General features: G+C 63.1%; 20 protein-coding genes and 3 tRNA genes. 14 read left to right on the forward strand and 9 right to left on the reverse strand.

Annotated elements, in window-relative coordinates; genetic code table 11:
- Positions 1–57: 57 nt before the first annotated feature.
- From E8Q40_RS11195 to E8Q40_RS11220, 6 genes are all read right to left on the reverse strand, one after another.
- Positions 58–2,040, reverse strand: coding sequence for a PhoX family phosphatase (locus tag E8Q40_RS11195; RefSeq protein ID WP_137044632.1), 1,983 nt, complete (start codon positions 2,038–2,040; stop codon positions 58–60).
- 141 nt (positions 2,041–2,181) lie between these two features.
- A complete protein-coding gene (locus E8Q40_RS11200; RefSeq protein WP_137044634.1) occupies positions 2,182–2,961 on the reverse strand; it encodes a MetQ/NlpA family ABC transporter substrate-binding protein in 780 nt (259 codons plus the stop codon).
- Positions 2,962–2,981: 20 nt separating this feature from the next.
- Positions 2,982–3,650 carry a methionine ABC transporter permease gene (locus tag E8Q40_RS11205; RefSeq protein WP_137044636.1) on the reverse strand — a complete coding sequence of 223 codons (669 nt, stop codon included), beginning with the start codon at positions 3,648–3,650 and terminating at the stop codon, positions 2,982–2,984.
- A complete protein-coding gene (locus E8Q40_RS11210) occupies positions 3,640–4,734 on the reverse strand; it encodes a methionine ABC transporter ATP-binding protein (protein ID WP_304577522.1) in 1,095 nt (364 codons plus the stop codon). Before E8Q40_RS11210 ends, E8Q40_RS11205 begins: the two co-directional genes overlap by 11 nt.
- 594 nt (positions 4,735–5,328) lie before the next feature.
- Complete coding sequence (gene glnA, locus E8Q40_RS11215) at positions 5,329–6,738, reverse strand: type I glutamate--ammonia ligase (protein ID WP_137044639.1); 1,410 nt, start codon at positions 6,736–6,738, stop codon at positions 5,329–5,331.
- 79 nt (positions 6,739–6,817) lie between these two features.
- The gene (locus E8Q40_RS11220; RefSeq protein WP_115518811.1) at positions 6,818–7,156 is read right to left on the reverse strand and encodes a P-II family nitrogen regulator; all 339 of its coding nucleotides are present in this window, start codon (positions 7,154–7,156) and stop codon (positions 6,818–6,820) included.
- Positions 7,157–7,517: 361 nt separating this feature from the next.
- Between E8Q40_RS11220 and E8Q40_RS11225 the strand changes: the two genes are divergently transcribed.
- Complete coding sequence (locus E8Q40_RS11225) at positions 7,518–9,008, forward strand: NAD(P)H-hydrate dehydratase (RefSeq protein WP_137044640.1); 1,491 nt, start codon at positions 7,518–7,520, stop codon at positions 9,006–9,008.
- A 5-nt stretch (positions 9,009–9,013) separates the two neighbouring features.
- On the opposite strand, the gene E8Q40_RS11230 is transcribed toward E8Q40_RS11225, so the two are convergent.
- Entirely contained in the window at positions 9,014–10,492 is a 1,479-nt protein-coding gene (locus E8Q40_RS11230) for a multicopper oxidase family protein (RefSeq protein WP_137044641.1), read from the reverse strand.
- 213 nt (positions 10,493–10,705) lie between these two features.
- Between E8Q40_RS11230 and E8Q40_RS11235 the strand changes: the two genes are divergently transcribed.
- The 11 genes from E8Q40_RS11235 (at position 10,706) to E8Q40_RS11285 (ending at position 22,364) form a co-directional block, all read left to right on the forward strand.
- Positions 10,706–10,790, forward strand: a tRNA-Leu gene (locus E8Q40_RS11235).
- Positions 10,791–10,906: 116 nt separating this feature from the next.
- Entirely contained in the window at positions 10,907–12,259 is a 1,353-nt protein-coding gene (gene tig / locus E8Q40_RS11240; RefSeq protein ID WP_137044642.1) for a trigger factor, read from the forward strand.
- 264 nt (positions 12,260–12,523) lie between these two features.
- The gene (gene clpP, locus E8Q40_RS11245) at positions 12,524–13,156 is read left to right on the forward strand and encodes an ATP-dependent Clp endopeptidase proteolytic subunit ClpP (protein WP_137044643.1); all 633 of its coding nucleotides are present in this window, start codon (positions 12,524–12,526) and stop codon (positions 13,154–13,156) included.
- A gap of 376 nt (positions 13,157–13,532) precedes the next feature.
- Positions 13,533–14,810 carry an ATP-dependent Clp protease ATP-binding subunit ClpX gene (gene clpX / locus E8Q40_RS11250; RefSeq protein WP_137044644.1) on the forward strand — a complete coding sequence of 426 codons (1,278 nt, stop codon included), beginning with the start codon at positions 13,533–13,535 and terminating at the stop codon, positions 14,808–14,810.
- Between the two features lie 459 nt (positions 14,811–15,269).
- Positions 15,270–17,696, forward strand: coding sequence for an endopeptidase La (lon, locus tag E8Q40_RS11255; RefSeq protein ID WP_137044645.1), 2,427 nt, complete (start codon positions 15,270–15,272; stop codon positions 17,694–17,696).
- A gap of 120 nt (positions 17,697–17,816) precedes the next feature.
- Positions 17,817–17,891, forward strand: a tRNA-Val gene (locus tag E8Q40_RS11260).
- A gap of 167 nt (positions 17,892–18,058) precedes the next feature.
- The gene (locus tag E8Q40_RS11265) at positions 18,059–18,844 is read left to right on the forward strand and encodes an ABC transporter permease (protein ID WP_137044646.1); all 786 of its coding nucleotides are present in this window, start codon (positions 18,059–18,061) and stop codon (positions 18,842–18,844) included.
- A complete protein-coding gene (locus E8Q40_RS11270) occupies positions 18,841–19,899 on the forward strand; it encodes an ABC transporter ATP-binding protein (protein WP_137044647.1) in 1,059 nt (352 codons plus the stop codon). Before E8Q40_RS11265 ends, E8Q40_RS11270 begins: the two co-directional genes overlap by 4 nt.
- 16 nt (positions 19,900–19,915) lie before the next feature.
- On the forward strand, positions 19,916–20,995 hold the full coding sequence (locus tag E8Q40_RS11275) for an ABC transporter substrate-binding protein (RefSeq protein WP_137044648.1): 1,080 nt from the start codon (positions 19,916–19,918) through the stop codon (positions 20,993–20,995).
- Positions 20,996–21,028: 33 nt separating this feature from the next.
- Positions 21,029–21,835: an ABC transporter permease gene (locus tag E8Q40_RS11280; RefSeq protein WP_246662808.1), complete on the forward strand. Its 807-nt coding sequence runs from the start codon at positions 21,029–21,031 to the stop codon at positions 21,833–21,835.
- A gap of 67 nt (positions 21,836–21,902) precedes the next feature.
- On the forward strand, positions 21,903–22,364 hold the full coding sequence (locus E8Q40_RS11285) for a TIGR00725 family protein (protein ID WP_168197807.1): 462 nt from the start codon (positions 21,903–21,905) through the stop codon (positions 22,362–22,364).
- Here E8Q40_RS11285 and pepT read toward each other — a convergent pair.
- Positions 22,361–23,614, reverse strand: coding sequence for a peptidase T (gene pepT, locus E8Q40_RS11290; RefSeq protein WP_137044651.1), 1,254 nt, complete (start codon positions 23,612–23,614; stop codon positions 22,361–22,363). The two genes, E8Q40_RS11285 and pepT, sit on opposite strands and share 4 nt — an antisense overlap.
- A gap of 110 nt (positions 23,615–23,724) precedes the next feature.
- Complete coding sequence (locus tag E8Q40_RS11295; RefSeq protein WP_137044652.1) at positions 23,725–24,024, reverse strand: HU family DNA-binding protein; 300 nt, start codon at positions 24,022–24,024, stop codon at positions 23,725–23,727.
- Positions 24,025–24,246: 222 nt separating this feature from the next.
- Here E8Q40_RS11295 and E8Q40_RS11300 point away from each other — a divergent pair.
- A tRNA-Asp gene (locus tag E8Q40_RS11300) sits at positions 24,247–24,323 on the forward strand.
- 151 nt (positions 24,324–24,474) lie between these two features.
- Positions 24,475–25,191, forward strand: coding sequence for a haloacid dehalogenase type II (locus E8Q40_RS11305; protein ID WP_137044653.1), 717 nt, complete (start codon positions 24,475–24,477; stop codon positions 25,189–25,191).
- The last annotated feature ends 22 nt before the right edge of the window (positions 25,192–25,213 follow it).

Consider the following 25,213-nt stretch of genomic DNA (forward strand, 5'->3'; position numbering starts at 1 on the left):
GCGGCGATGTTAGATCGGACGGCGGGGGCCGGCGCAAGGGGCGCGGCGCACTCCCCGTTAGCCCGCAATCTTGCCGCCGCCTTGGCGTGTGATCACGACCACCGAGGGGCGGGGCGGCACGCCGGGCTTGAAGTCCGGCCAGCGCGTCGATGGATCGTCGAAGGTCGAGGCGCGGCCGAAGGCCTTCCACTGCGGCCCGTCGTCACCGGGGTGCTGGACGGCGACGAACAGGGTCTCGAGATCGGGGGTGAACATCGGCCCGCACATTTCGGCGCCCGCGGGGCAGCGGAAGAACAGCTTCGAGGTGGCGCGGGCTTCGCCCGCGGTCTCCAGCGCCCAGATGCCATCGGCGCGGCCGGTAGCCTTGTCGGAATTACCGTCGGTCGAAATCCATAGCCGGCCGTCGGCGTCGACGGCGCAATTGTCCGGCATGCCGAACCAGCCATCCTTGGTCGTCGCCGACGAGAACGTGGCGCCGACCTCCGCGACCGACGGATCGCCGCACTTGACCAGAATCTCCCAGGTGAACTTTGTCGCGGCGTGGTCGTTATCGGCCGGCGTCATTTCGATGATGTGGCCGAACTTGTTGTCGGCGCGCGGATTGGCGGCATCGACCTGATCGGGCTTGCGCCGGGTGTTGTTGGTCAACATGACGTAGACCTTCTGCGTCACCGGATTGACCTCGGCATCCTCAGGCCGGTCCATCTTGGTGGCGCCGAGCAGGTCCGAGGCGCGGCGCGCCTCGATCAGCACATCGGCCTGGTCCTTGAAGCCGTTCGCGGCCGTGAGCGGACCCTGGCCGTGCGTAAGCGGCATCCATTCGCCGCTGCCGTCGGCGTTGTATTTGGCGACATAGAGCGTACCGCTATCGAGGATGTCGCGGTTGGCGGCGCGGTCGGTGCTGACGGCGGCCTGCGTGACGAACTTGTAGACATAGTCGAAGCGTTCGTCGTCGCCCTGGTAGACGACGTAACGGCCATCTTTGTTGGTGATGCCGGCGGCGCCTTCGTGCTTGAAGCGGCCCATGGCGGTGCGCTTCTTCGGCGTAGATGCCGGATCGAACGGGTCGATCTCGACCACCCAGCCAAAGCGGTTGGCTTCGTTCGGCTCTTTTGCGATGTCGAAGCGATCCTCGAACTTGCCCCAGGCATAGGCGTTGCCCGGAATCCCCATGCGCTTGAAGCCGCGGGCTTCCGGATGATCGTCGGCAAGTTTGCCCCAGAAATAGCCGTTGATGTTTTCCTCGCAGGACAGCCACGTGCCCCACGGCGTGACGCCACCGGCGCAATTATTGACCATGCCGAGGACTCTACGGCCGGTCGGATCGGCCTTGGTCTTCAGGCGGTCGCTCCCGGCGGCCGGGCCAGAAATTTCGATCGGCGTGTCGGCGTTGATGCGGCGGGCATATTTCGAGTTCGACACCACCGACCACTTACCGCCCTCGCGCCTGATCTCGAGCACCGCGCCGCCATGCGCGGCCTTCTCGATATCGACGAGCTCCTTTGTCATTTTGGCGAACGGGTTCTCCTTGACGTCCTGCCGGCCGACGCCGGAGAACATCAGCTCTTCGTTGGTGTATTCGTGATTGACGACCAGCAACCCGTGCGCGGACGAATTGGCAGCGCCCGGCATCGGCAGATAGCCGATGTAATCGTTGTTGTAGCCGAACTGCTGCTTTTGGGCGGCGGCGCTCTGTTGCGCCGGATCGAAAGCCGGCGCGCCGGGCAACACGGCATCGCCCCAGCGGATCAGGATGTCGGCGTCATAGCCTTCGGCGAGATGATGACGCTCGTCGACGCCGGCCGCGACCTCCTTGAATTTGAAGCCGGCAACGGCGGCATGAGCTTTCTGGGAGGCGGCAAGCGCGAGCGGGCTGACGGTCGCGGCGATGGCCGCCACGCCGAGCGCGCCTTTCAGAACATCTCGGCGGTGATAGCGAGCGGCGATGATATCGCCGATGCTGGGATTGCCGCTCGGATTGCTGCCGGCATTCTCGGCTTCTTCAAAAGCCTGCGCGCGCGTCAGCATTGTTTCGCTCATATCCGCCTCCGGTTTCCCTGGTTGCGAACCAATCTAAGGAGCGCAAATGACCTATCCGTGACAGGGACCGTACCGGGTGTGCGGAAAAATCACCGCCGGCCGTGACCGGCCGGCGGATTGGTGAACTCGGCCTGTTCGGGATCACCAGCTAGGCAGCACCGCCCCCTTGAACTTGTCCTGCACGAACGCCTTTACTTCCCGGGTGTGATAGGATTCGACCAAGGTCTTGACCCACGGCTTGTCCTTGTCGACCGAACGCACCGCGATCACGTTCACATAGGGGCCCTTGGCGTCTTCCTTGAGGATGGCGTCGTTGAGTGTCAGCCCGGCTTGGGTCGCGTAATTGGTGTTGACCGACGCGGCATCGACGTCGTCAAGCGAGCGCGGCGCCTGCGCGGCCTCGACTTCGATGATCTTCAATTTTTTCGGATTGTCGATGATGTCGGCGACGCTCGGCTTGAGGCCGGCCTCGGGTTTCACTTTGATGATGCCATTGGCCTGCAGCAACAGCAGCGAGCGGCCGCCATTGGTCGGATCGTTTTGGATCGCGATGGTGCCGCCAGCCGGCACATTGGCAAACGACTTGTGCTTCTTGGAATAGATGCCGAGCGGGAAGTTCAACGTGGTGGCGACGCTCTCGATCTTGAAACCGCGGTCCTTCTTCTGGTTGTCCAGATAAGGTTGGTGCTGGAACGAATTCGCCTGGATTTCGCCGGCGTCGAGCGCGGTGTTCGGAATGACGTAATCCGAGAATTCGATGATCTGGATATCGAGGCCCTTCTTGGCGGCGATCGGCTTGACGACTTCGAGCACCTGGGCGTGCGGCCCGGGGGTGACGCCGATCTTGATGGTTTCGGCTTGCGCGGCGCTGGTGCCGATGGCCGCCGCGATGGCAGCGGACAGGATGAGACGTAAGGACATGCGAGTTCTCCTTTGAATGTTCAGGACGAGTGACGAAGGCGTTTATTGAGCCGGCGCGACAGGCGGTCGCCGAAGGATTGCACGCCCTGCACCAGAACGATGAGGACGACGACCACGACCGCCATCACCTCCGGCATGAAGCGTTGGTAGCCGTAACGGATGCCGAGATCGCCAAGGCCGCCGCCACCCACCACGCCGACGATGGCCGAAAAACCGATGAGATTGACGGCCGCCAATGTGAGCCCGAGCGCGATGCCGGGCAAGGCTTCGGGAATGAGCACCTTGCGCACGATCTGAAGCGGCGTCGCGCCCATGGCGCGTGCCGCTTCGACCAGGCCGTAATCGACTTCGCGGATCGCTCCCTCGATCAGGCGCGCGATGAAGGGAATGGCGGCGATGGTCAGCGGTACGATCGCCGCGGTGGTGCCGATCGAGGTGCCGGCGACCAGCCGTGTGAACGGGATGATGGCGACGACAAGGATGATGAATGGCGTCGATCGCGTCGCGTTGGCAATGAAGCCGAGGACCGTCTTCGCTGCCGGGAGCGCGAGCAGTTCCCCCTTGCCGCCGGTCGCGAGGAAGATGCCGAGCGGCAAGCCGATCAACGTGCCGAAGCTGAGCGCCAGCGCCACCATGTAAAGCGTGTCGATTGACGCATTGAGGATCAGGCGGATGATTTCAGGCGACATGACCGAGCACCTCCGCGCTGACGCCGTACTGGGAGAGGTAGGAAACGATTTCTTCCGCCGGTCTGTTGCCGTTGATACTGGCGATGAACCAGCCGAATGGCTTTCCTGCCAAAGTATCCACCGTCGCGCTCATGATGTTGACGTCGACACCGAGATCGCGCGCCAGCTTCGACAACACGGCGTCGTCGGCCGACGCGGCTCGGAACACGATGCGAATGATAGCCTTACCGCCCGGAGTTGCCGTCGGTTGGAGCCGCGCGCTGATATCGGCCGGCAACTGGCGTCCGGCGTCATTGGCGAAGAACGAGCGTGTCACCGCGTGTTGCGGCTGGGTGAAGACGTCATAGACATGGCCGTGCTCGACGACGCGGCCATGGTCGAGAACCACGACTTCGTCGGCGATTTCGCGCACCACCGACATTTCATGCGTAATGAGAAGGATGGTGAGCCCCAACTCGCGGTTGACGGTTTTGAGCAGGTCGAGAATGGAGCGGGTGGTCTCCGGGTCGAGCGCCGAGGTGGCCTCGTCGGACAGGAGTGCTTTCGGTTCGGTCGCCAGCGCGCGCGCAATGCCGACGCGCTGTTTCTGACCGCCGGACAATTCGCTCGGATAGCGGTCGCGCTTGTCGGCCAGCCCCACGAGTTCCAGCAGCGAGTTGACGCGTTTGCCGATGGTCGCGCGATCGACGCCGGCTATTTCGAGAGGCAGGGCAACGTTGTCGAACGCCGTACGCGACGACAGCAGGTTGAAGTGCTGGAAGATCATGCCGATCTGGCGCTGGGTTTGCCGAAGCGCGCCGCCGGTGAGGCTCCCGACATCGACACCATCGAACAGCACATGACCACTCGTTGGTTTGTCGAGGCCGTTGACCAGACGGATCAAGGTCGACTTGCCGGCGCCGCTGCGGCCAATGACGCCCATGATCGACCCGGCACGGACGGTCAGCGAGACGTCATGCAGAGCGCCCACCTCGGTCGCGCTGCCGCGCGCCGGGAATGTCTTGCGAACGCGATCGAACTTGATGAGTTCGCCGGCGAGGGCGCCTTGGTGCGCCCCTACGGTCGGCGCGGTGGTGTCGTTCACGGCGGATATACCTGCAAAGAAGTCAGTCAGGGAGCCGCGCAAGGCGGTTGGACGGAGCAGGTTACCCGATAAGTCAGAAGTCGTGCTCATGGAGATTCCGAAAAGCCTGGGAATTTGAATTTGGAGAGACGGGGGTTCGGTCCGGCGAGCCGCCAGTCTGCAACGCTGAATTGAGGATCAGTGCGGAGCCTGCCGGCTCGCCAAAGCCTTTAAGCGCAGGTGACGGCGTGACAGCCGCAACAACAGAGCATTCGCTGAGCGTTCAAAGGCATCTGGGGCTCGTTGCACCGGGGTAGCGGGCCGGCGACAAGTTCCGCTCAATTAGTGCTACCGGATGTGAGATCGCCACAGACCCCGCCATCCGTCAACGGCCCGGCGATAAATAAGAAGTTCCGTGCCGCAACGAGCGCCGAAAGAGATAACGCGATGTCCCGCGCGGTTCGTGCGGCGAATGTTCTTCTCCGCCGTGGAATCAAAAAGTCCCCGCCACGGCGATGACCTGATGGCGAGGACTTGTTGTTTGATTTCAAGGCGCCTCGCTTCAACGAGGCGTCCGGTATTGCGATGCCGGTCGTCGCCGGCGAACCGATCGGCTTACGCCGAATAGTACATCTCGAACTCGACCGGGTGCGGCGTGTGCTCGAAGCGGATGACCTCGGTCATCTTCAGTTCGATATAGGCGTCGATGAAGTCGTCATCGAACACGCCGCCCGCCTTGAGGAAGTCGCGGTCCTTGTCGAGGCTCTCGAGCGCCTCACGCAGCGAGCCGCAGACGGTCGGGATCTGCTTCAGCTCGGCCTTCGGCAGGTCGTAGAGATCCTTGTCCATGGCATCGCCGGGGTGGAGCTTGTTCTTGATGCCGTCGAGGCCGGCCATCAGCAGCGCCGAGAAGCACAGATACGGATTGGCCAGCGGATCGGGGAAGCGCACTTCGACGCGCTTGGCCTTCGGGCTCTCGGTGTAGGGGATGCGGCACGAGGCCGAGCGGTTGCGCGCCGAGTAGGCGAGCAGCACCGGCGCTTCGAAGCCCGGCACCAGACGCTTGTAGGAGTTGGTGGTCGGGTTGGTGAAGGCGTTCACCGCCTTGGCGTGCTTGATGACGCCGGCGATGTAGGACAGGCACATATCCGAGAGGCCGGCATACTTGTCGCCGGCGAACATCGGCTTGCCGTCCTTCCAGATCGACTGGTGGCAGTGCATGCCCGAGCCGTTGTCGCCGTAGATCGGCTTCGGCATGAAGGTCGCCGACTTGCCGTAGATCTGGGCGACCTGCTGGATGCAGTATTTATAAATCTGCATGTGGTCGGCCATGTAGGTCATCGGCGCGAACTTGAGGCCGAGTTCGTGCTGGGCCGAGGCCACTTCGTGGTGGTGCTTCTCGACCTTGGCGCCCATGCGCGCCATGGCACCGAGCATTTCAGAGCGCATGTCCTGCGCCGAGTCCTGCGGCGGCACCGGGAAGTAGCCCTTCTTGATGCCGATGCGGTGGCCGAGATTGCCGCCTTCGTAATCGGTGTCGGAGTTGGTCGGCAGTTCGATCGAGTCGAGCTTGAAGCCGGTGTTGTAGGGATCGGCCTTGTACTTGACGTCGTCGAACACGAAGAACTCGGCTTCGGGGCCGAAGAAGATAGTGTCGCCGAGGCCCTGTGACTTCACCAGCGCTTCGGCCTTCTTGGCGATGCCGCGCGGATCGCGGTTGTAGGGCTCGCCCGTCGTCGGCTCGAGCACGTCGCACACCAGGACGAGGGTGGTCTCGGCGAAGAACGGATCGATGCAGGCCGTGGCCGGGTCCGGCATCAGGTTCATGTCGGATTCATTGATCGCCTTCCAGCCGGCGATCGACGAGCCGTCGAACATCTGGCCTTCAACGAAGGTGTCTTCCTCGATCATCGACACGTCGAAAGTGACGTGCTGCCACTTGCCGCGCGGATCGGTGAAGCGGAAATCGACGTATTTGACGTCGTTGTCCTTGATCATCTTCATGACGTTCTTGGCTGTCGTCATCGGTAGCATTTCCCCCTGGCTGGAATGGGTCGATCAGACCGGGACATTTGGCCAAGCGCCAGATGGCGTCAATAGCGGATTAGATCGCGTCGATACCGGATTCACCGGTTCTGATGCGGATCGCTTCCTCGATATTGGAGACGAAAATCTTGCCGTCGCCGATGCGACCGGTTTGGGCAGCGCGGCGGATGGCGTCCACCGCCTTGTCCACCATGTCGTCGCCCAGGACGATCTCGATCTTCACCTTCGGCAGGAAATCGACAACGTATTCTGCGCCGCGGTACAGTTCGGTATGGCCCTTCTGGCGGCCGAAACCCTTGGCTTCCGTGACCGTAATGCCTTGCAGACCGACTTCCTGCAACGCTTCTTTCACTTCGTCGAGCTTGAACGGCTTGATGATGGCCTCGATTTTCTTCATCCGCTTGTCTCTCTTCCAATGAACTCCGGGTCTTGATTGTCCGGAGCTTTTCGTTCCGAAGCCTTCATCCGGCCGGCAGCCCAACTGAATGTGCCGCGCTGACGTCTGGCCGCGCTGATGTTTGCAGGTCCTGTGCCAAATCGGGTGGCACCCGATTTTCATTCTACAGCAAGGGCTTGCTGCTTCGTGTCAGGTTCAGCCGGGTGTCTGCCTAAGATTTACTGCCTCGCAATTAAGCATCGTGATTACAAAATGGCCATAGGTAAGAAAGACCATTGCAGTGCAGCAGCTTGGCGATGACGGGAGGCGATGCGTCGCCGCCGAATTGTCGGTCATATTCACGACGGATAGTGTCGAGGGCATGAACGAACTGCTCACACCCGACGAGATGGCGCAGGCCGACCGGCTCACAATTGCTGGCGGCACGCCGGGGCTGACCTTGATGGAGAATGCCGGCGCGGCGGCCGCCGATGCAACGGCGGCGCTGATGCCGCAAGGACGCGTCACGGTTGTTGCCGGGCCAGGCAACAATGGCGGTGATGGCTTCGTCGCGGCGCGATTGCTGGCCGAGCGCGGCCATAACGCGAAGGTCGTTCTGGTCGGCGATCCGGATCGTCTCAAGGGCGACGCGCGCGCCGCGTTCGAGCGCTGGCGCGGACCGGTGGAGGCTGCGTCACCGGATGCACTCAACGACTGCGACATCATCATCGACGCCCTGTTCGGTGCCGGGCTCGATCGTCCGGTGGAAGGCGCCGCGCGGGCGATGATCGAGGCGATGAACGCCAGCGGCAAGCCCATCATCGCCGTCGACCTGCCGAGCGGCATCAATGGTGCGACGGGCGCGGTGATGGGTCTGGCCGTCAAGGCGACGCAGACCGTGACCTTCTTCCGGCGCAAGCCGGGACATCTGCTGTTCCCTGGCCGTCTGCATTGCGGGCCGGTCACAGTCGCCGATATCGGCATTGCGCCGAGCGTGCTCGACGCAGTCCAGCCCAGGACCTTCGCCAACGGGCCGGGGCTCTGGGGTGCGGCATTTCCGCGCCCGCGCATCGATGGTCACAAATACAGCCGCGGCCACGCCGTCGTGGTCTCCGGCGGCCTGTCGACCACCGGCGCCGCGCGGCTGGCGGCGCGCGGGGCGCTACGGGCTGGGGCAGGGCTCGTGACCATCGCCAGCCCCCGCGAGGCGCTCGCAGTCAACGCGGCGAGCAATCTCGCCATCATGGTGCGGCCGGTCGACGGCGTGGCGGAACTGGCCGAATTCCTGGGCGATCCGCGGCGGAACGCCGTGGTGCTGGGACCGGGAGGCGGCGTCGGCGAAACGATGCGGCAACAAGTTACCGCTACACTGCGAAGTAAGGCGGGCGTGGTGTTGGACGCCGACGCGCTGACCAGTTTTGCCGGCGATCCGGAACCTTTGTTTGCAGCCATCAAGGCGGGCGTGGCGAACACTGTGCTCACCCCTCACAGCGGTGAGTTTGCTAGAATATTCAATAAAATAATTGATAATTCTAAAGTTAATTCAAAACTTGAAATGGCGCGGGCCGCCGCGCGCGCCAGTGGTGCCGTCCTGCTTTTTAAGGGGCCGGATACCGTGGTGGCGGCGCCGGACGGCCGGGCATCGATTGCCAACAACGCGCCGCCTTACCTCGCTACCGCCGGCGCCGGCGATGTTCTCGCCGGCATGATTGCCGGTTTGCTGGCCCAAGGCATGGCCGGCTTCGAGGCGGCCAGCGCGGCCGCCTGGCTCCATGGCGAAGCGGCCGCGGCCTTTGGTCCCGGTTTGATCGCCGAGGACCTGCCGGAGGCGCTCCCGGCGGTCTACCGGCGGCTGGTCGAGGGCCTGCGGTAGATCGCTCAGGTCACCTCGAACCAGGCGGCCATGCCGGTCGCCATATGTTCGATCATGTGACAGTGCAGCATCCACTTGCCGGGGTTGTCGGCGACGAAAGCGACACGCTCGCTGCGCTCGGGGTCGACGATGACCGTGTCCAGCCAATAGGGCGTCATGCCGCCATTCGATATTTGCCGGAAATGATGACCGTGGACGTGCATGGCGTGCGGCATCAGGCTTCGGTTCACGAAATCGAGCATGACGGTGCGGCCGCGCGCGACGCGGAACAGCGGCGGGCCGTCATGTCCACTCGATGAGATACTGGCGAGCGCCCAGAGACGTTCCTGCGATGGCAGGCCAAAGCCATTAAAGCGGCCGGGTCCCATGGCGCCGCGCATGCCGCCGCCCATTCCACCTCCCATGCCTCCCATCATGCCGCCCCCCATCATCATGCCCATGCCGCCGTCGAGCGGAATGTCGATCGTGAGCGCGGACTTCAGATCGATTTGGGTCGGCAGCGGATTGGCCGGCAGTGCGTCCGGCGCCGGCAGCGGCGCCTCGCGCAGCGGCGCGCTATTGTCGTAGGCAAGCGTACCGAGGGCGAATTCGCCGCCGCGGCCATTGTCGATAACGATGCGCGCGGTCGCGCCGGATTTGAGTGTGGCGTCCAGGAACAGATCGGTGCGCGCGCCCGGACCAAGGCGCAGCCAGCCATCCGCGATCACTTCCGGCGGGCATGGCTGGCCATCCACCGCCATCACGCGCGTTTCGTGATCCGTGATGCGAAGGCGGAAAATGCGGGCATTGGCGGCGTTGATGAGGCGCAGGCGCATACGTTCGTTGGTGCGTAGCTTGATCTCGAATTCGTCCTGGCTGTTGATCGTGGCGTATTGCCCCAGCCGCCCTTCCATCATGGCGTCGTGCATGTTGCCGAAGCTCGGGTCGATGTCGCCGTTGGCGGTCAGCCGCCAGTCGTCGAGCACCAGCGTCATGTCGCGGTCGACATTGACGGGCGTTGTTTCGTCGACGATCAGCGCGCCGTACAGGCCGCGCTCGAGCTGCTCGGATGACAAGAAGTGAGTGTGGTACCAGAAGGTGCCCGCATCGGGCGGCGTAAAGCGATAATCGAAACTCTCGCCCGGCGCGACTGGACGCTGTGTCAGGTGCGGCACGCCGTCCATCGCATTGTCGATACGAAGGCCATGCCAGTGAATCGCGGTCGTCTGGTCGAGCTCATTGACGAGACGGACCTTCAGTTCCTCGCCTTGCTTCACTCGCAGGATTGGCCCGGGTGACAACCCGTCATAGCCCCAAATCCGGGTCGGCCGCGCAGCCGGGCCGCGCAAGTGCGCCGTCCCGGCTTTGGCGCGCAGCACGCGGAAGCCGTCGTCTCCGGCCGGCTGCGCAACAGCCACAGAGGGCGGCAGGACAATCAGCGTTGCGCTGGCTCCCAGTCCGGCGATTACACGCCGGCGGGATAGGGTCGTCGGGCGGAAGGTCATGGACGCCTCCTATGTGCGCTTTGTTACAATGATAGGCCCTCGATACCGGGCCGAACTTGAGCCACCGCAAACCGGACATAAATAACAGAAATAAGTTGGTATTTAGATGGCTTTGGCTCGTTCCGAGCGGAGGCGGCGCTTTATCGCCTTGCCCTTGCCCGGATGAGGCGTTATGTCCGCCCGTCGCGGGCAGACAAGATTTGAAGGCCCTTTGCGGGCGTGGCGGAATTGGTAGACGCGCTGGATTTAGGTTCCAGTGGCGAAAGTCGTGGGGGTTCGAGTCCCTCCGCCCGCACCAGACAAAGGTTTATGGGTTTGCGTACGAAATGCGGGAACGGTCCCGCAATTCAGGACACCACGGTGCGAAACGGTCCTTGTGGGCGGTGGCGCGCGTAACGAGAAGCAAGTGAGATCATGCAGGTTACTGAGACACTTTCCGAAGGCCTCAAGCGCGAATACAGCGTCAGCATTCCGGTCGCCGAGCTCGCCAGCAAGGTCGATGCCCGCATCGCCGAACTCAAGGACAAGATCAAGCTCAACGGCTTCCGTCCGGGCAAGGTACCGGTCTCGCATATCAAGAAGATGTATGGCCGCTCGGCGATGGCCGAGGTCATCGAGGCTTCGGTGCGCGACGCCAACCAGAAGATCGTGACCGACAACAATTTCAAGCTGGCCGCTGATCCGAAGGTCACGCTGCCGACCGAGGAAGCCGATGTCGAGAAGCTGATCAGCGGTTCGGCCGATCTCAACTATACGGTCGGCATCGAAATCGTGCCCGAGATCAAGCTCGGCGACTTCAAGACCATCAAGCTCGAGAAGCCGGTGGCCGAAGTTGCGGAAGCGGAGATCGATGAGGCGCTCGGCCGCATCGCCAAGCAGAACACCCCGTTCGCCGACAAAGGTGAGGGCGCCAAGGCCGCGAGCGGCGACCGCGTCACCATTGACTTCGTCGGCACCATCGACGGCGTCGCCTTCCAGGGCGGCACCGGTCAGGACATTGCTGTTGATATCGGCTCCGGCACCTTCATTCCGGGCTTTGAGGAGCAACTCATCGGCATCGCCGCCGGCGAGAACCGCACCGTGAAGGCGACGTTCCCGGCCGCTTACGCCAATGCCGAACTCGCCGGCAAGGCCGCCGAGTTCGCTGTCACGGCCAAGAAGATCGAAGCCCCCGGCACCGTCACCGTCGATGACGAATTCGCCAAGCAGCTCGGCCTTGAATCGCTCGCCAAGCTGCGCGACGCGGTGAAGGAACAGATTGGCCGCGACTACCAGCGCATGTCGCGTCAGAAAGTGAAGCGCGCGCTGCTCGACGCGCTCGACAAGATGCACAAGTTCGACCTGCCGCCGACGCTCGCCGAAGAAGAATTCAATCGCGTCTGGGCCTCGGTGACGGAGGAGCTGAAGGCGGAGAACAAGACCTTCGAGGACGAGAACACGACGGAAGAGAAGGCCAGGGAAGAGTATCGCGGCATTGCTGATCGCCGCGTGCGCCTCGGCCTCGTGCTCGCCGAGATCGGCGACAAGAACAAGATCACAGTCGGCGACGAGGAGCTGTCGCGCGCGGTTGCCGAGCGCGCCCGCCAGTTCGCCGGCCAGGAACAGCGCGTGTGGGATTACTACCGCCAGAACCCGGAAGCTCTCGCCTCACTGCGCGCACCGATCTACGAGGAGAAGGTGGTCGACTTCCTGCTCGAGCTCGCCGACGTGACCGAGAAGAAGGTCTCCAAGGAAGAGCTGATGAAGGAAGACGAAGAGGCGGCTTAACGATTTCCGCCGCAGTCTCTCCACGATTGCTTAATCGGCTTCTGTTACACACGCCGCCCGGTGGGGAATAGCCTCGCCGGGCGGTCTGTCTTTGAGGCGCCGCGCCAACCCAGTTTGCAACTCTTCTTAAGAGACCTGTCACCATCCTCGGAGCGGCCCTTGCGCTCCGGGGCAACCGAAAATAGATCGTCGAAGCAGGGCGACCCGCTAAGCTAGCCCTTGCGATTCGCGTCAAAGCGCCTCAATGCGCGTCCTGGAGCCGTTATGAAAGATCCGGTCGAAACCTACATGAACCTCGTGCCGATGGTGGTCGAACAGACCAACCGCGGCGAACGGGCCTACGACATTTTCTCCCGGCTCCTGAAGGAACGGATCATTTTCATTACGGGACCGATCGAGGACGGCATGTCGACCCTGATCGTCGCCCAGCTTCTGTTCCTTGAGGCCGAGAACCCGAAGAAAGAGATTTCGATGTACATCAACTCGCCGGGCGGGGTGGTGACGTCGGGCATGGCGATCTACGACACCATGCAGTTCATCCGACCGGCGGTGTCGACCCTGTGCATCGGCCAGGCCGCGTCGATGGGGTCGCTGCTGCTCGCCGCCGGCGAGAAGGACATGCGTTTTGCCCTTCCGAACGCCCGCATCATGGTGCATCAGCCGTCCGGCGGCTTCCAGGGCCAGGCGACCGATATCATGCTGCACGCTCAGGAGATTTTGAACCTGAAGAAGCGGCTCAACGAGATTTACGTGCACCATACCGGCCAGTCGCTGAAGAAGATCGAGGACGCGCTGGAGCGCGACTACTTCCTCACCGCGGAAGCGGCGCGCGACTTCGGTATCGTGGACAAGGTCATCGAAAAGCGGCCGCAGGACGTGGCCGTGAAGCCCGCTTGACCCGGGCCTGGATTGTTTCGGGTGGCGAAAGTTCCCCGCGACAAGATGCGCGACCGGGCCTTCGGCGGCCCGCAGACAGCGGTAATTTCGGCCCGTTTTGTGGACAAAAACGGCCATTGTTATCGTTAATACATTCTTGATCATCCTGCCCGTAGCATGCTTCGCTCGGGGTGTGGGAGTGTAGTCGGGAGCGGCCTCCCGAAATGAGCGGGTTGCCGGGCCTTAATTTCCGGCGCGGAATTTGCTTCGGTAGTAGGGCAGACGATTGATCTGCCTCACGGCGGGGGCGGCGCCAGTGAACGATACGAGACCAGGCTGCTTTTAAAGATCGGGCTGTCTTAGGTCGCGTATACGGAAGAGTGATACGGAGAACGGAATGAGCAAAGTCGGCGGCACCGATTCGAAGAACACCCTGTATTGCTCGTTCTGCGGCAAGAGCCAGCACGAAGTCAGGAAACTGATTGCCGGCCCAACCGTGTTCATCTGCGATGAATGCGTCGAACTTTGCATGGACATCATCCGTGAGGAGAACAAGTCCTCGCTGGTGAAGTCGCGCGACGGCATCCCGACGCCGAAGGAAATCTGCAAGGTCCTCGACGATTACGTGATCGGCCAGTTCCACGCCAAACGCGTGCTGTCGGTCGCCGTGCACAATCACTACAAGCGCCTCAATCACCAGACCAAGCACCAGGACGTCGAACTCGCGAAGTCGAACATCCTGCTGATCGGTCCGACCGGCTCGGGCAAGACGCTGCTGGCTCAGACTTTGGCGCGCATCCTCGACGTGCCGTTCACAATGGCGGACGCGACGACGTTGACCGAAGCCGGCTATGTCGGCGAGGACGTCGAAAACATCATCCTCAAGCTGTTGCAGGCCGCCGATTACAACGTTGAGCGCGCCCAGCGCGGCATCGTCTATATCGACGAAATCGACAAGATCAGCCGCAAGTCCGACAACCCCTCGATCACGCGCGATGTGTCGGGTGAGGGCGTCCAGCAGGCTCTGCTCAAGATCATGGAAGGCACCGTTGCGTCGGTGCCACCGCAGGGCGGCCGCAAGCATCCGCAGCAGGAGTTCCTGCAGGTAGATACGACCAACATTCTCTTCATTTGCGGCGGCGCTTTCTCCGGCCTCGACAAGATCATCTCCGGCCGCGGCAAGTCGACCTCGATCGGCTTCGGTGCCAAGGTCACTGCGCCGGAAGACCGCCGCCAGGGCGAGATCTTCCGCGAGGTCGAGCCGGAAGATCTGCTCAAGTATGGTCTCATTCCCGAGTTCGTCGGCCGTCTGCCGGTCGTCGCAACCCTGGAGGACCTCGACGAGGCTTCGCTCAAAAAGATCCTGGTCGAGCCGAAGAACGCGCTGGTCAAGCAGTACCAGCGGCTGTTCGAAATGGAGCAGATTGATCTAACGCTCGCCGAGGAGGCGCTCGGCGCCATCGCCCGCAAGGCGATCGAGCGCAAGACCGGCGCGCGCGGCCTGCGCTCGATCATGGAGGGCATCCTGCTCGACACCATGTTCGACCTGCCGTCGCTGGAAGGCGTCGAGGAGGTCGTGATCTCCAAGGAGGTGGTCGACGGTACCGCCCGGCCGCTTTACATCTACGCCGACCGCAGCGACCGCACCGCCGACCAGGGATCGGCCAGCGCCTGACGTCAGGACCGGCACGGAAGTTCCACCGGCGCCCGCTTTGGGCGCCGGCCGCGACCGGTTGGCCCCGACCGGCTAGCCCTTTGTCGGATACCGGACCAGCCTTCCGAGCGTGGCTGGATAACGGCTTTTCCGGCGCGATTTCGTCGCCGAATCGACGCTGTTTGTGGTGTCCTGATCCCGCGTAGTGTCATCTTAACTGGAGTTTCGGGCGTTACTTGCGGCGGGGTGGCCGTCATCCTACGTATAGTGCTGTCCGAGAACCGGCGTACCAATCTTCGTCGTTATTCGACCGAACTTGCGACTTGATCTGCGACTTGGATGATTACCCGAAAGCCTTCGGGTGGACCGCGAAACAGGAAGCGCGCATCCAACGTTCCCCATCCTGACCGGCACTGATCTTGCGATGCCGCTTGAAGCGGGTCCTCGGATCAGGGGCACAACAAAAAGGACTGGAAGACCATGACCAACAAGCCACGACCCACGCTGCAGCCTGGCGAAAGCCGCTCCTATCCGGTGCTGCCGTTGCGCGACATCGTGGTGTTTCCGCACATGATCGTTCCGCTCTTCGTCGGCCGCGAAAAGTCGATCAAGGCGCTGGAAGAGGTGATGCGCTCCGACACCTTCATTCTGCTGGCGACGCAGAAGAACGCGTCCGACGACGATCCGGCAACCGACTCGATTTTCGAGGTCGGTACGCTGGCGAGCGTGCTGCAGCTCCTGAAGCTGCCCGACGGCACCGTGAAGGTGCTGGTCGAGGGCGCGACGCGCGCCAAGGTTTCCAAGTACACCGACCGTGCCGACTACTACGAAGCCGACGCGACCGCGATTGCCGACGACCTCGGCGAGCGCGTCGAGGCGGAAGCCATGGCGCGTTCGGTCGTCACCGAGTTCGAGAACTATGTGAAGCTCAACAAGAAGGTGTCGCCGGAAGTCGTCGGCGTGATCCAGCAGATCGAGGATTACGCCAAGCTCGCCGACACTGTGGCTTCGCATCTCGCCGTCAAGATTCCGGACAAGCAGGACATCCTGGAGACGCCGTCCGTCACCGCGCGCCTGGAGAAGGTGCTCGGCCTGATGGAGAGCGAAATCTCGGTGCTGCAGGTGGAAAAGCGCATCCGTACCCGCGTCAAGCGGCAGATGGAGAAGACGCAGCGCGAGTACTACCTCAACGAACAGATGAAGGCGATCCAGAAGGAGCTTGGCGACGAGGAAGGTCGCGACGAGCTCGCCGAACTGGAAGACAAGATCAAGAAGACCAAGCTCTCGAAGGAAGCTCGCGAGAAGGCGACGCACGAACTCAAGAAGCTGCGGCAGATGTCTCCGATGTCCGCCGAGGCGACGGTCGTGCGCAACTATCTCGACTGGCTGCTCTCGATCCCGTGGGGCAAGAAGAGCAAGGTCAAGAAGGATCTCACCGCCGCCGAGACCATCCTCGATGCCGATCACTACGGCCTCGAGAAGGTCAAGGAACGCATCGTCGAGTATCTGGCCGTGCAGCAGCGCGCCAACAAGCTGACCGGTCCGATCCTGTGTCTCGTCGGGCCTCCAGGCGTCGGCAAGACCTCGCTCGGCAAGTCGATCGCCAAGGCGACCGGCCGCGAGTTCGTGCGCGTGTCGCTCGGCGGCGTGCGTGACGAGGCCGAAATCCGCGGTCACCGCCGCACCTATATCGGCTCGATGCCCGGCAAGGTCATCCAGTCGATGCGGAAGGCGAAGACGTCGAACCCGCTGTTCCTGCTCGACGAGATCGACAAGATGGGTTCCGATTTCCGCGGCGATCCGTCCTCGGCACTGCTCGAGGTGCTCGATCCGGAGCAGAACTCGACGTTCAACGACCACTATCTCGAGGTCGATTACGATCTGTCGAACGTGATGTTCATCACCACGGCCAACACGCTGAACATTCCCGGCCCGCTGATGGACCGCATGGAGATCATCCGCATCGCCGGTTACACGGAGGATGAGAAGGTCGAGATCGCGCGCAAGCATCTGATCCCGCACGCGGTCGCCAAGCACGGCCTGTCGCCTGCGGAATGGACGATCGACGACGAAGGTCTGCTCTTGATGATCCGGCGCTACACCCGCGAAGCGGGCGTGCGCAGCCTTGAGCGAGAGCTGTCGACGCTCGTGCGTAAGGCGGTCAAGGAGATCATGACCTCGAAGAAGAAGTCGATCGCCGTCACCGCGAAGAACCTGTCGGACTATCTTGGCGTGCCGAAGTATCGCTTCGGTGAGGTCGAGGCGGACGATCTGGTCGGCGTGGTCACCGGTCTGGCGTGGACGGATGTGGGCGGCGAGCTGCTCACCATCGAAGGCACGTCGATGTCGGGCAAGGGTCGTATGACCGTCACCGGCAACTTGCGTGACGTGATGAAGGAGTCGATCTCGGCGGCGGCGTCCTACGTCCGCTCCCGTGCGGTCGCCTTCGGCATCGAGCCGCCGCTGTTCGACCGCAAGGACATCCACGTGCACGTGCCGGAAGGCGCGACGCCGAAGGATGGTCCGTCGGCCGGCGTGGCGATGGTCACGGCCATCGTCTCGGTGATGACCGGCATTCCGGTGCGCAAGGATGTCGCCATGACCGGCGAGATCACGCTGCGCGGCCGCGTGCTGCCGATCGGCGGTCTCAAGGAGAAGTTGCTGGCCGCCGCGCGCGGCGGCATCAAGACGGTGCTGATCCCGGAGGAGAACGCCAAGGACTTGGTGGAGATCTCCGAGACCATCAAGAAGCACCTCGAGATCATTCCGGTCTCCCGGATGGACGAGGTGCTTGCCAAGGCTCTGGTGCGCAAGCCCGAGCCGATCGAATGGGACGAGGCTGCGGCCAAGATTGCGGCTACCGATGGCAAGGCCGATGAAGAAGGTTCGGGCCTGACTGCGCACTAAGCGGCGAGTCCAGCAGAAAATGCGAAAACGGCGCCTCCGGGCGCCGTTTTTGATTTAAGGGGCCGCGGGGCGGCTTGCGCGATGCGCCGCAATAGCGATAAACGGACGCCAGATGGGGCCGGGCAGTTAGCTCAGCGGTAGAGCATCCCGTTTACACCGGGACGGTCGGGAGTTCGATCCTCTCACTGCCCACCATTCCCTTCGCAAGTGCAGCAGAGTTTCGCAGAACTGTCACACGCTTGCGCTAGGTCAATGTCGGTACGGCAGAGTCGCCTCAGCGTTTCTTTGCTAAATTGACCCCTTTAAAGCCGGGGCGAGCTTTCGCGGGCTAGCATTTGTCCCGTGCGAGATCGACAGCAGGAATGGCGCTCGCGACCTATCTTTATCTCGTCTACCTGTTCACGCCGATCGCGCTGCTCCTGATAGGTTCGGTGGGGCAGGTGTGGTTCAACACGCTGTTGCCATCGGGCTTCACCACCGAATGGTACATTCAGGTCGCCAATGACGGCAGCTTCCAGCGCGCCTTCTGGACCAGCCTGAAAGTCTGCGCACTGACCTGCGTGATCGGCGCCGCGGTCGGCGTGCCGCTGGCTTACGCCATCTACCGAGCCGCCTCGCGCAAGGCGCGCGCCGCCGCCCGCATCATCTATCTGCTGCCGATCGCGGTGCCGCCGCTGGTGCTCGCTTTCGGCTTCGTCCTCGTGTTCTCAAGCGACACGTTGCCGTTTCTCGGTAGCCTGTGGGTGCTGGTCGGTGGCCATCTGGTGCTGACGCTGCCTTATCTCTTGCAGACTTTGATCGGCGACATGCGCCACCTCAAGCTGGCCGAGGTCGAACTCGCCGCCGAGTCGCTTGGTGCCGGCGCGACACGGCGCTTCCTGGACATCGTGCTGCCGAGCCTGCGGCACAGCCTGGCGTCCGGGCTGATCACGGTCGCGGCTTTGTCGATCGGCGAATTTCAACTGTCCAATCTCGTCGCCGGCTTTCTGACGCGGCCTTATCCGGTCGTGCTGTTGCAGGCCTTCTATGGTGCGACCGGCTTCGCCTGCGCCGCGACCGTGGTGCTGCTGGCGCTGGCGTTGCTGGCTTCGGTTGGCGGCGCACTCACTGCACGCGGCGCGCAGGGCGCCTATGGAGCCGGCGCATGACTGCTTCCGATTTCACCGTCCTGCTCGAAGGCGTAACCTTCACCTATCCGGGCACGAATATCGGCGTGCATGACGTCAATCTGGGCATCCGGCCTGGCGAACTCCTGGCGGTGATCGGGCCGAGCGGCTGCGGCAAATCGACCTTGTTGAAGATCATTGCCGGTTTCGTTCAGCCGTCACGCGGCCGCGTCATTATCGCCGGAAAGGATGCCGCCGGCATTCCGCCGCGCGAGCGTAATATCGGCATCGTGTTCCAGTCCTACACGCTGTTCCCGCACATGACGGCTCTCGAGAACGTCGCCTATCCACTGAAACTGCGCGGCCAGCCGGCCGCGACGCGGCGGAGCATGGCGCTCGATATTCTCGGGCGCGTCGGCCTCAAGGATCATGTCGACAAGCTGCCGGCGCAGTTGTCGGGCGGGCAACAGCAGCGCGTGGCGCTGGCGCGCGCTTTGGTGTTCGATCCGCAGGCTCTGCTGCTCGACGAGCCTTTGTCGGCGCTAGACGCCGCACTGCGCGTCGAAATGCGCGACGAAATCCGCCGGCTGCAGCGCGCGCACCATATCGCGACCATGCACATCACCCACGACCAGGAAGAAGCCCTCTCGATGGCCGATCGCGTTGCCGTCATGCGCGACGGCCGCCTCGTACAGGTCGATGCGCCCAAGGCGCTTTACGCGCGCCCGGCCAACCACGCCGTCGCGTCCTTCATCGGCCACGCCAATCTGTGGCGCGGGCGCATCGCCAACGGCACGAGCGTTGAGACGCCGTTCGGTGTCCTGACGACTGCGCCGCATGGTTTCGCCGTCGGTGAGCCGATCGTCGTCCTGGTGCGGCCGGAAAAACTCGCTATTGGCCCCGCCGCCAATGGCGTCAACACGTTTGCCGGCAAGGTCACGCGCGACCGCTTTCTTGGCAGCTTTCGCCGCTTCGACTTCGAAGTCGGTGGCGTCACGTTGCTCGGCGAGACCGGAGACATGGCCGAAATCACGTCCATTCACATTGCGCCAGAAGCCATCCAGCTGCTGGCGGATCACGACGGCAAGGCGCCGTAAACCACTGGAGGCATCGATGAGAGCACTGCAGAGATCGTTGACGATCGCCGCGCTGACGCTGGCGCCGGTTCTGGCGCAGGCGCAGACCGTGATGAACTCCCCGGAGCTCTATCCGGGCGAGAAGGCGCTCTACGAGGCGGCGGCCAAGGAAGGCATGGTCGTGTCGTTTGACACCGGCCCGACCTGGGCCAACTGGGCGGCGCAGTTCAAGGCCTTCAAAACGCGCTATCCGGCGGTCGAGATGGCCTATAACGATCTCGGCTCGGCCGCGACCGTGATCGCGCTCGACAAGGCGCGTAACCGCCCGCAGGCCGACACCGCTTATTATTTCGCCGCCTCGGCGGTTGACGCGGTGGCCAAGGACGTCGTCGCGCCGTTCAAGCCGGTGAACTTCGACAAGCTGCCGGACGTGTTCCGCGAGCCGAGCGGCAAGTGGTTCACCATCCACCAGCTCACCATCGCCTTTATCGTCAACAAGAAGCTGGTCAAGCAGGTGCCGCAGACCTGGGCCGATCTGCTCAAGCCGGAATACAAGAACACGGTGGTCTATCTCGATCCGCGCTCGACCGGTGTCGGCCAAGTGATGACCTTCGGCGCCGCGTACGCCAACGGCGGCAGCGTCGACAATGTCACGCCGGGCATCGACTATCTCGGCAAGCTGCACAAGGCCGGTTCGGTGCTGCGCGTGGTCGGCACGACGCCGTATTCGCAGTTCGTCAAGGGCGAGATCCCGGTCTGGATCTCCTATGAGAATGACGGCATGAAGGCCAAGTACATCGACGGTCTCGGCGACCAGGTTGAGGTCGTTGTGCCGAAGGACGGTTCGGTCGCGGCGCCTTACGGCATCAGCCTCGTCAAGAACGGGCCGAACCCGAATGCCGGCAAGCTCTGGCTCAACTTCATCATGACCGACTTCGGACAGGGCATCTTCGCCGAAGGCTTCGTGCGTCCGTCGGTGCCGGGCGTCAAGCTGCCGGCGAGCGTTGCCGACAAGCTGCCGCCGGCGCCGCAGGTCAAGCCGCTCGACGTGCAGAAAGCCGCGGCCAAGAAGCAGGAAATCGACACCGGCTGGGCCAAGGCCGCGGTGGCGAACTAGAGACGAACGGCAATGCGCCGGGATTATCAGCTCATGCTCGCGCTGCCCGGCGCAGCCGTGTTCGTTTTCTTTTTCCTGATCCCGCTGATTGCCGTGTCCGCCGACGGTTTTACCGGCGGCGGCGCGGCGTTCCTGCGTGTCGTTCACAACGAGCTGTTCTGGGGCGGCCTGCGCGGTTCGCTGATCCTGGGCACGACGGCATCGGTGTTTTCGCTTATCGTCGGCTTCATCGTGGCGCTGCATTTGTCGCGGCTGTCGGAACGGGCGCGCACCGTGTTGATGTTTTTCATCGCACTGCCGCTGACCTTCTCCGGCCTGATCGTGGCCTATGGCTTCATCCTGTCTTACGGCCGTGCCGGCTTCATCACGCAAATCCTGTCCTATGTTGGCGCCGATCCGGTTGCCTTTTCGCGGCTTCTGTTTTCGCCACAAGGTCTGGCCTTCGCCGCGTCGTATTATCTGATCCCGCGCGTCGTCATGCTGATGCTGCCGGTGCTCGTCAATTTCGATAGCGCTCAGTTCGCCGCCGCGGAATCGCTCGGCGCCACGCGGGGCCAGGTGATCCGTCAGATATTGATTCCGCAGATCTTGCCGACAGCGGTGTCGGCCTTCTGCCTGATCGCGGCGGTGGCGGTCGGGGCCTATGGCACGGCGCTGGCTTTGGTCGGCACGCAGGTCAACATCCTGCCGCTCCAGCTTTACAGCATGATCTCGGAGAGTGGCTCGGATTTTCCGGCCGCTGCGGCATTGTCGCTGATCCTGATGGCGATATGCTCCTGCATCATCGCCGTCGGCGAAATCGCGGCGGCCCGGCACGAGAGGCAGGATATTGTCCGCTGATTTGAGCAATGAGGCGATGTCCCTTCGGGAACAGGCGATTTGGCGGCAGCGGCGCTCTGGAACGCCCGTGCGCCAGCCGGTGGCCGTCATCGGCCCGCGCGAGGCGAGCGAGGGGCAACTGGCCGCTGCCGAGCAGGTGGGTGCCGCACTGGCGCGTATCGGCTTCACCGTGGTCTGTGGTGGCCGTCAGGGCATCATGGAAGCGGTGTGCCGGGGCGTGGCGGCCGAGAAAGGCATCAGCATCGGCCTTTTGCCGGACACCGAAGCCACGGCCGCCAATCCCTATGTGACCGTACCGATCGCTACCGGCCTCGGCGAAGCGCGCAACGCGATCGTCGCCCGCGCCGGGTTCTGCATCGTCGTCATCGGCGACAGTTACGGCACGCTCTCCGAAGTAGCATTGGGCCTGCAATTCGGCCGGCCGGTGTTCGGGCTTCTGGGCGCGGCGAGTGTCAAAGGCGTGGTGTCATGCGACAGCGTCGATGCCGCGATTGACGGCGTCTGCAAGCTGTCGCTGGGGCTACCTTAAGCCCTTTCCTCCCAAATCGCCGCCAGATGCACGATGGTGCGCACCGCGGCCTGCATGTCCTGAACGCTGACCCATTCCAGCGGCGAGTGGAAGCCGTGGCCGCCGGCGAAGATGTTGGGGCAGGGCAGGCCCATGAAGGACAGCCGCGAACCGTCGGTGCCGCCGCGAATACTGTCCTTCTCCGGCTTGAGGCCGGCGCGGCGCACCGCTTCCATGGCGTTGTCGACGATCTGCGGGTGGCGGTCGAGCACGACCTTCATGTTGCGGTACTGCTCCTTGACCTCGAACGTGTAAGACGAGCGCGGGAAGTCGCGCATCACGTCCTTGATCGTGCTCTCCAGCAGTGCTGCCTTTTCCCGCAGCCCGTCTTCGGTGAAGTCGCGGATGATGTATTGCAGTTTGGCCTCGCCAAGCTGCGACGTCACCGCGACCGGGTGCAGAAAGCCGTCGCGGCCTTGCGTCGTCTCCGGCGTGCAAGTGTCCTTGGGCAGAGCATCGACGATGCGCGCGGCAATCCTGATGGCGTTTTCCATCCGGCCCTTGGCGAAACCGGGATGGGCGGCGAGCCCCGTGATGATGATGGTCGCGGCATCGGCCGAGAAGGTCTCGTCCTCGATGGTGCCGGCCGTGGACCCGTCCATTGTGTAGGCGAAATCGGCGCCCAGGCGCTTGAGGTCCGCTTTGTCGACGCCGCGGCCGATCTCTTCATCGGGCGTGAACAGCACTTTGATGGTGCCATGCTTGATCTCGGGGTGCGCCGCGAGGAAGCGCAGGGCATCGACAATCTCGGCGAGGCCGGCCTTGTCGTCGGCACCGAGCAGGGTGGTGCCGTCCGAGGTGACGATGTCGTTGCCAATCTGGCTGGCGAGGGCCGGATGGTCGGCGGGCCTGATCACGCGCGCGTTGTCGCCGGGCAGGACGATGTCGCCGCCCTGATAGTTGCGCACGATCTGCGGCTTCACGTTGGCACCAGAGAAATCCGGAGAGGTGTCCATGTGCGAGCAGAAGCAGATCACCGGCACCGTCTTGTCGGTGTTGGCCGGCAGCGTCGCATAGACATAGCCGTTATCGTCCATATCGGCGTCGCTGAGGCCGATATCGCGCAATTCGCTTACCAGCAGGCGGCCCAGCGTCTTCTGCTTCTCCGTCGAGGGCGTAGACGGCGACTCCGGATCGGACTGCGTGTCGATGACGACGTAACGCAGGAAACGCGCAAGGACGGTGTAGTCGAAAGCGGGGAACGCTGGCATTCCGGGACTCTCAGTCGCGTGTCATGAAAAACAAAAACGGCAGGTCGGGCATTCAAGCCGCGAGCCTGCCGTCGATGATGCCGGAGAGTCCAGCGAGACTGAAGAAAGCCTCAGACCGCTTCCTTGAGCTCCTTGGCGGCGCGGAAGGCGACCTTCTTCGACGCCTTGATCTGGATCTGCTCGCCGGTAGCGGGATTGCGGCCGATACGCGCGGCGCGCTTGCGCACCTGAAGGATGCCGAGTCCGCCGATGCGAATACGCTCGCCCTTCTTCAGATGCTTGACAATGTTGCCGACAAAATCACCCAGGACGGTTTCGGCCTGCTTCTTCGACATCTCGTGGGATTCGGCGAGCGCCGCAGCGAGATGCTTCAGGGTAACCGTTGCCGGAGCCTTCGTTGCCGTAGCCATCAGGGGACCCTCCTCTTGATCCTCAAGGTGTGGCGGAGCGCCAAACCATCGTGCCCGCATAGACGATTCGATGCCGGTCTGGCCATGATTCTTCCGATAAATAGGGCTTTTTCGCAACTTGGGGCATGCGGCGGTGCGGTGGTCCTCGACTTGTCCCTGTCTTGTCCGAGACTTGTCCTTGACTTGGGGCAGGCCCCCCTATAACTCACGCCCCACGCCCGCGGGGGCGTAGCTCAGTTGGTTAGAGCGCTGCCCTGTCACGGCAGAGGCCGCGGGTTCGAGTCCCGTCGCTCCCGCCATTTCTCCGATGAAAATCAGAGACTTAAGAAGGCTCGCCATTTGGCGAGCTTTTTTCATTGTGCGATAGTTGGTGGCAAGCTGCCGAAGCGCAGGACAAGTTAGGTCGCTGCCGTGACAGGGCAGCGCTCTAACTGACCGGAGGACCGCCCCATGCCCAGCCCCAAACTCGGCGTCAAAGCCCTGTTTTTCGACGTCTTCGGAACTCTGGTCGACTGGCGCACCTCGGTCGCCCGCGAGTCCGAACGGATTCTGGGCGCTCTCGGCTTCAACCTCGACTGGCTGGCCTTTGCCGACGCCTGGCGCGACGAGTACCAGCCGGGCATGGAGGAGGTCCGCTCCGGCCGGCTGCCGTTCAGCAAACTCGACGTCCTGCACCGGGCCAATCTGGTGCGTATGGCGCCGCGGTTCGGCCTGGAGAACTTTTCCGACGAGGTGCTCGACGATCTGACCCTGGTCTGGCACCGGCTCGACGCTTGGCCCGAGGTTCCGGCGGCGCTGGCGCGGCTCAGGGCAAAATTCCGCATCGCGCCGGTGTCAAATGGCAATATTTCGCTGATGGTCGACCTCGCACGCCGCAACGGCCTGCCATGGGACGCCATTCTCGGCGCCGAGATCGCCGGCGACTACAAGCCGAAGCCGCAAGTCTACCTGGCTGCCTGCGCTGCCTTCGATCTTGAACCCTGGCAGTGCATGATGGTGGCGGCGCATTCGAGCGACCTTGCCGCGGCGGCCGCGTGCGGCCTGCGGACCGGACATATCGCCCGGCCGAACGAGCACGGTCCGGGCAAGGGAGAGAAATCGCCGAGCGTCCCGGTGGATGTGGCGGGTAGCGATCTTGCCGACCTGGCGGACAGACTGGGCGCTTAAGCGGGCGGATTCGCCGCGCCGG

It is taken from the genome of Pseudolabrys sp. FHR47 (assembly GCF_005153485.1).
Taxonomy (GTDB): Bacteria; Pseudomonadota; Alphaproteobacteria; order Rhizobiales; family Xanthobacteraceae; genus Pseudolabrys.

Coding starts and splice junctions, on each gene's coding strand:
- E8Q40_RS11195 (WP_137044632.1), bottom strand. CDS start 2,040: ATGAGCGAAACAATGCTGACGCGCGCGCAGGCTTTTGAAGAAGCCGAG.
- E8Q40_RS11200 (WP_137044634.1), bottom strand. CDS start 2,961: ATGTCCTTACGTCTCATCCTGTCCGCTGCCATCGCGGCGGCCATCGGC.
- E8Q40_RS11205 (WP_137044636.1), bottom strand. CDS start 3,650: ATGTCGCCTGAAATCATCCGCCTGATCCTCAATGCGTCAATCGACACG.
- glnA (WP_137044639.1), bottom strand. CDS start 6,738: ATGACGACAGCCAAGAACGTCATGAAGATGATCAAGGACAACGACGTC.
- E8Q40_RS11220 (WP_115518811.1), bottom strand. CDS start 7,156: ATGAAGAAAATCGAGGCCATCATCAAGCCGTTCAAGCTCGACGAAGTG.
- E8Q40_RS11225 (WP_137044640.1), top strand. CDS start 7,518: ATGAACGAACTGCTCACACCCGACGAGATGGCGCAGGCCGACCGGCTC.
- E8Q40_RS11230 (WP_137044641.1), bottom strand. CDS start 10,492: ATGACCTTCCGCCCGACGACCCTATCCCGCCGGCGTGTAATCGCCGGA.
- tig (WP_137044642.1), top strand. CDS start 10,907: ATGCAGGTTACTGAGACACTTTCCGAAGGCCTCAAGCGCGAATACAGC.
- clpP (WP_137044643.1), top strand. CDS start 12,524: ATGAAAGATCCGGTCGAAACCTACATGAACCTCGTGCCGATGGTGGTC.
- clpX (WP_137044644.1), top strand. CDS start 13,533: ATGAGCAAAGTCGGCGGCACCGATTCGAAGAACACCCTGTATTGCTCG.
- lon (WP_137044645.1), top strand. CDS start 15,270: ATGACCAACAAGCCACGACCCACGCTGCAGCCTGGCGAAAGCCGCTCC.
- E8Q40_RS11265 (WP_137044646.1), top strand. CDS start 18,059: ATGGCGCTCGCGACCTATCTTTATCTCGTCTACCTGTTCACGCCGATC.
- E8Q40_RS11270 (WP_137044647.1), top strand. CDS start 18,841: ATGACTGCTTCCGATTTCACCGTCCTGCTCGAAGGCGTAACCTTCACC.
- E8Q40_RS11275 (WP_137044648.1), top strand. CDS start 19,916: ATGAGAGCACTGCAGAGATCGTTGACGATCGCCGCGCTGACGCTGGCG.
- E8Q40_RS11280 (WP_246662808.1), top strand. CDS start 21,029: ATGCTCGCGCTGCCCGGCGCAGCCGTGTTCGTTTTCTTTTTCCTGATC.
- pepT (WP_137044651.1), bottom strand. CDS start 23,614: ATGCCAGCGTTCCCCGCTTTCGACTACACCGTCCTTGCGCGTTTCCTG.
- E8Q40_RS11295 (WP_137044652.1), bottom strand. CDS start 24,024: ATGGCTACGGCAACGAAGGCTCCGGCAACGGTTACCCTGAAGCATCTC.
- E8Q40_RS11305 (WP_137044653.1), top strand. CDS start 24,475: ATGCCCAGCCCCAAACTCGGCGTCAAAGCCCTGTTTTTCGACGTCTTC.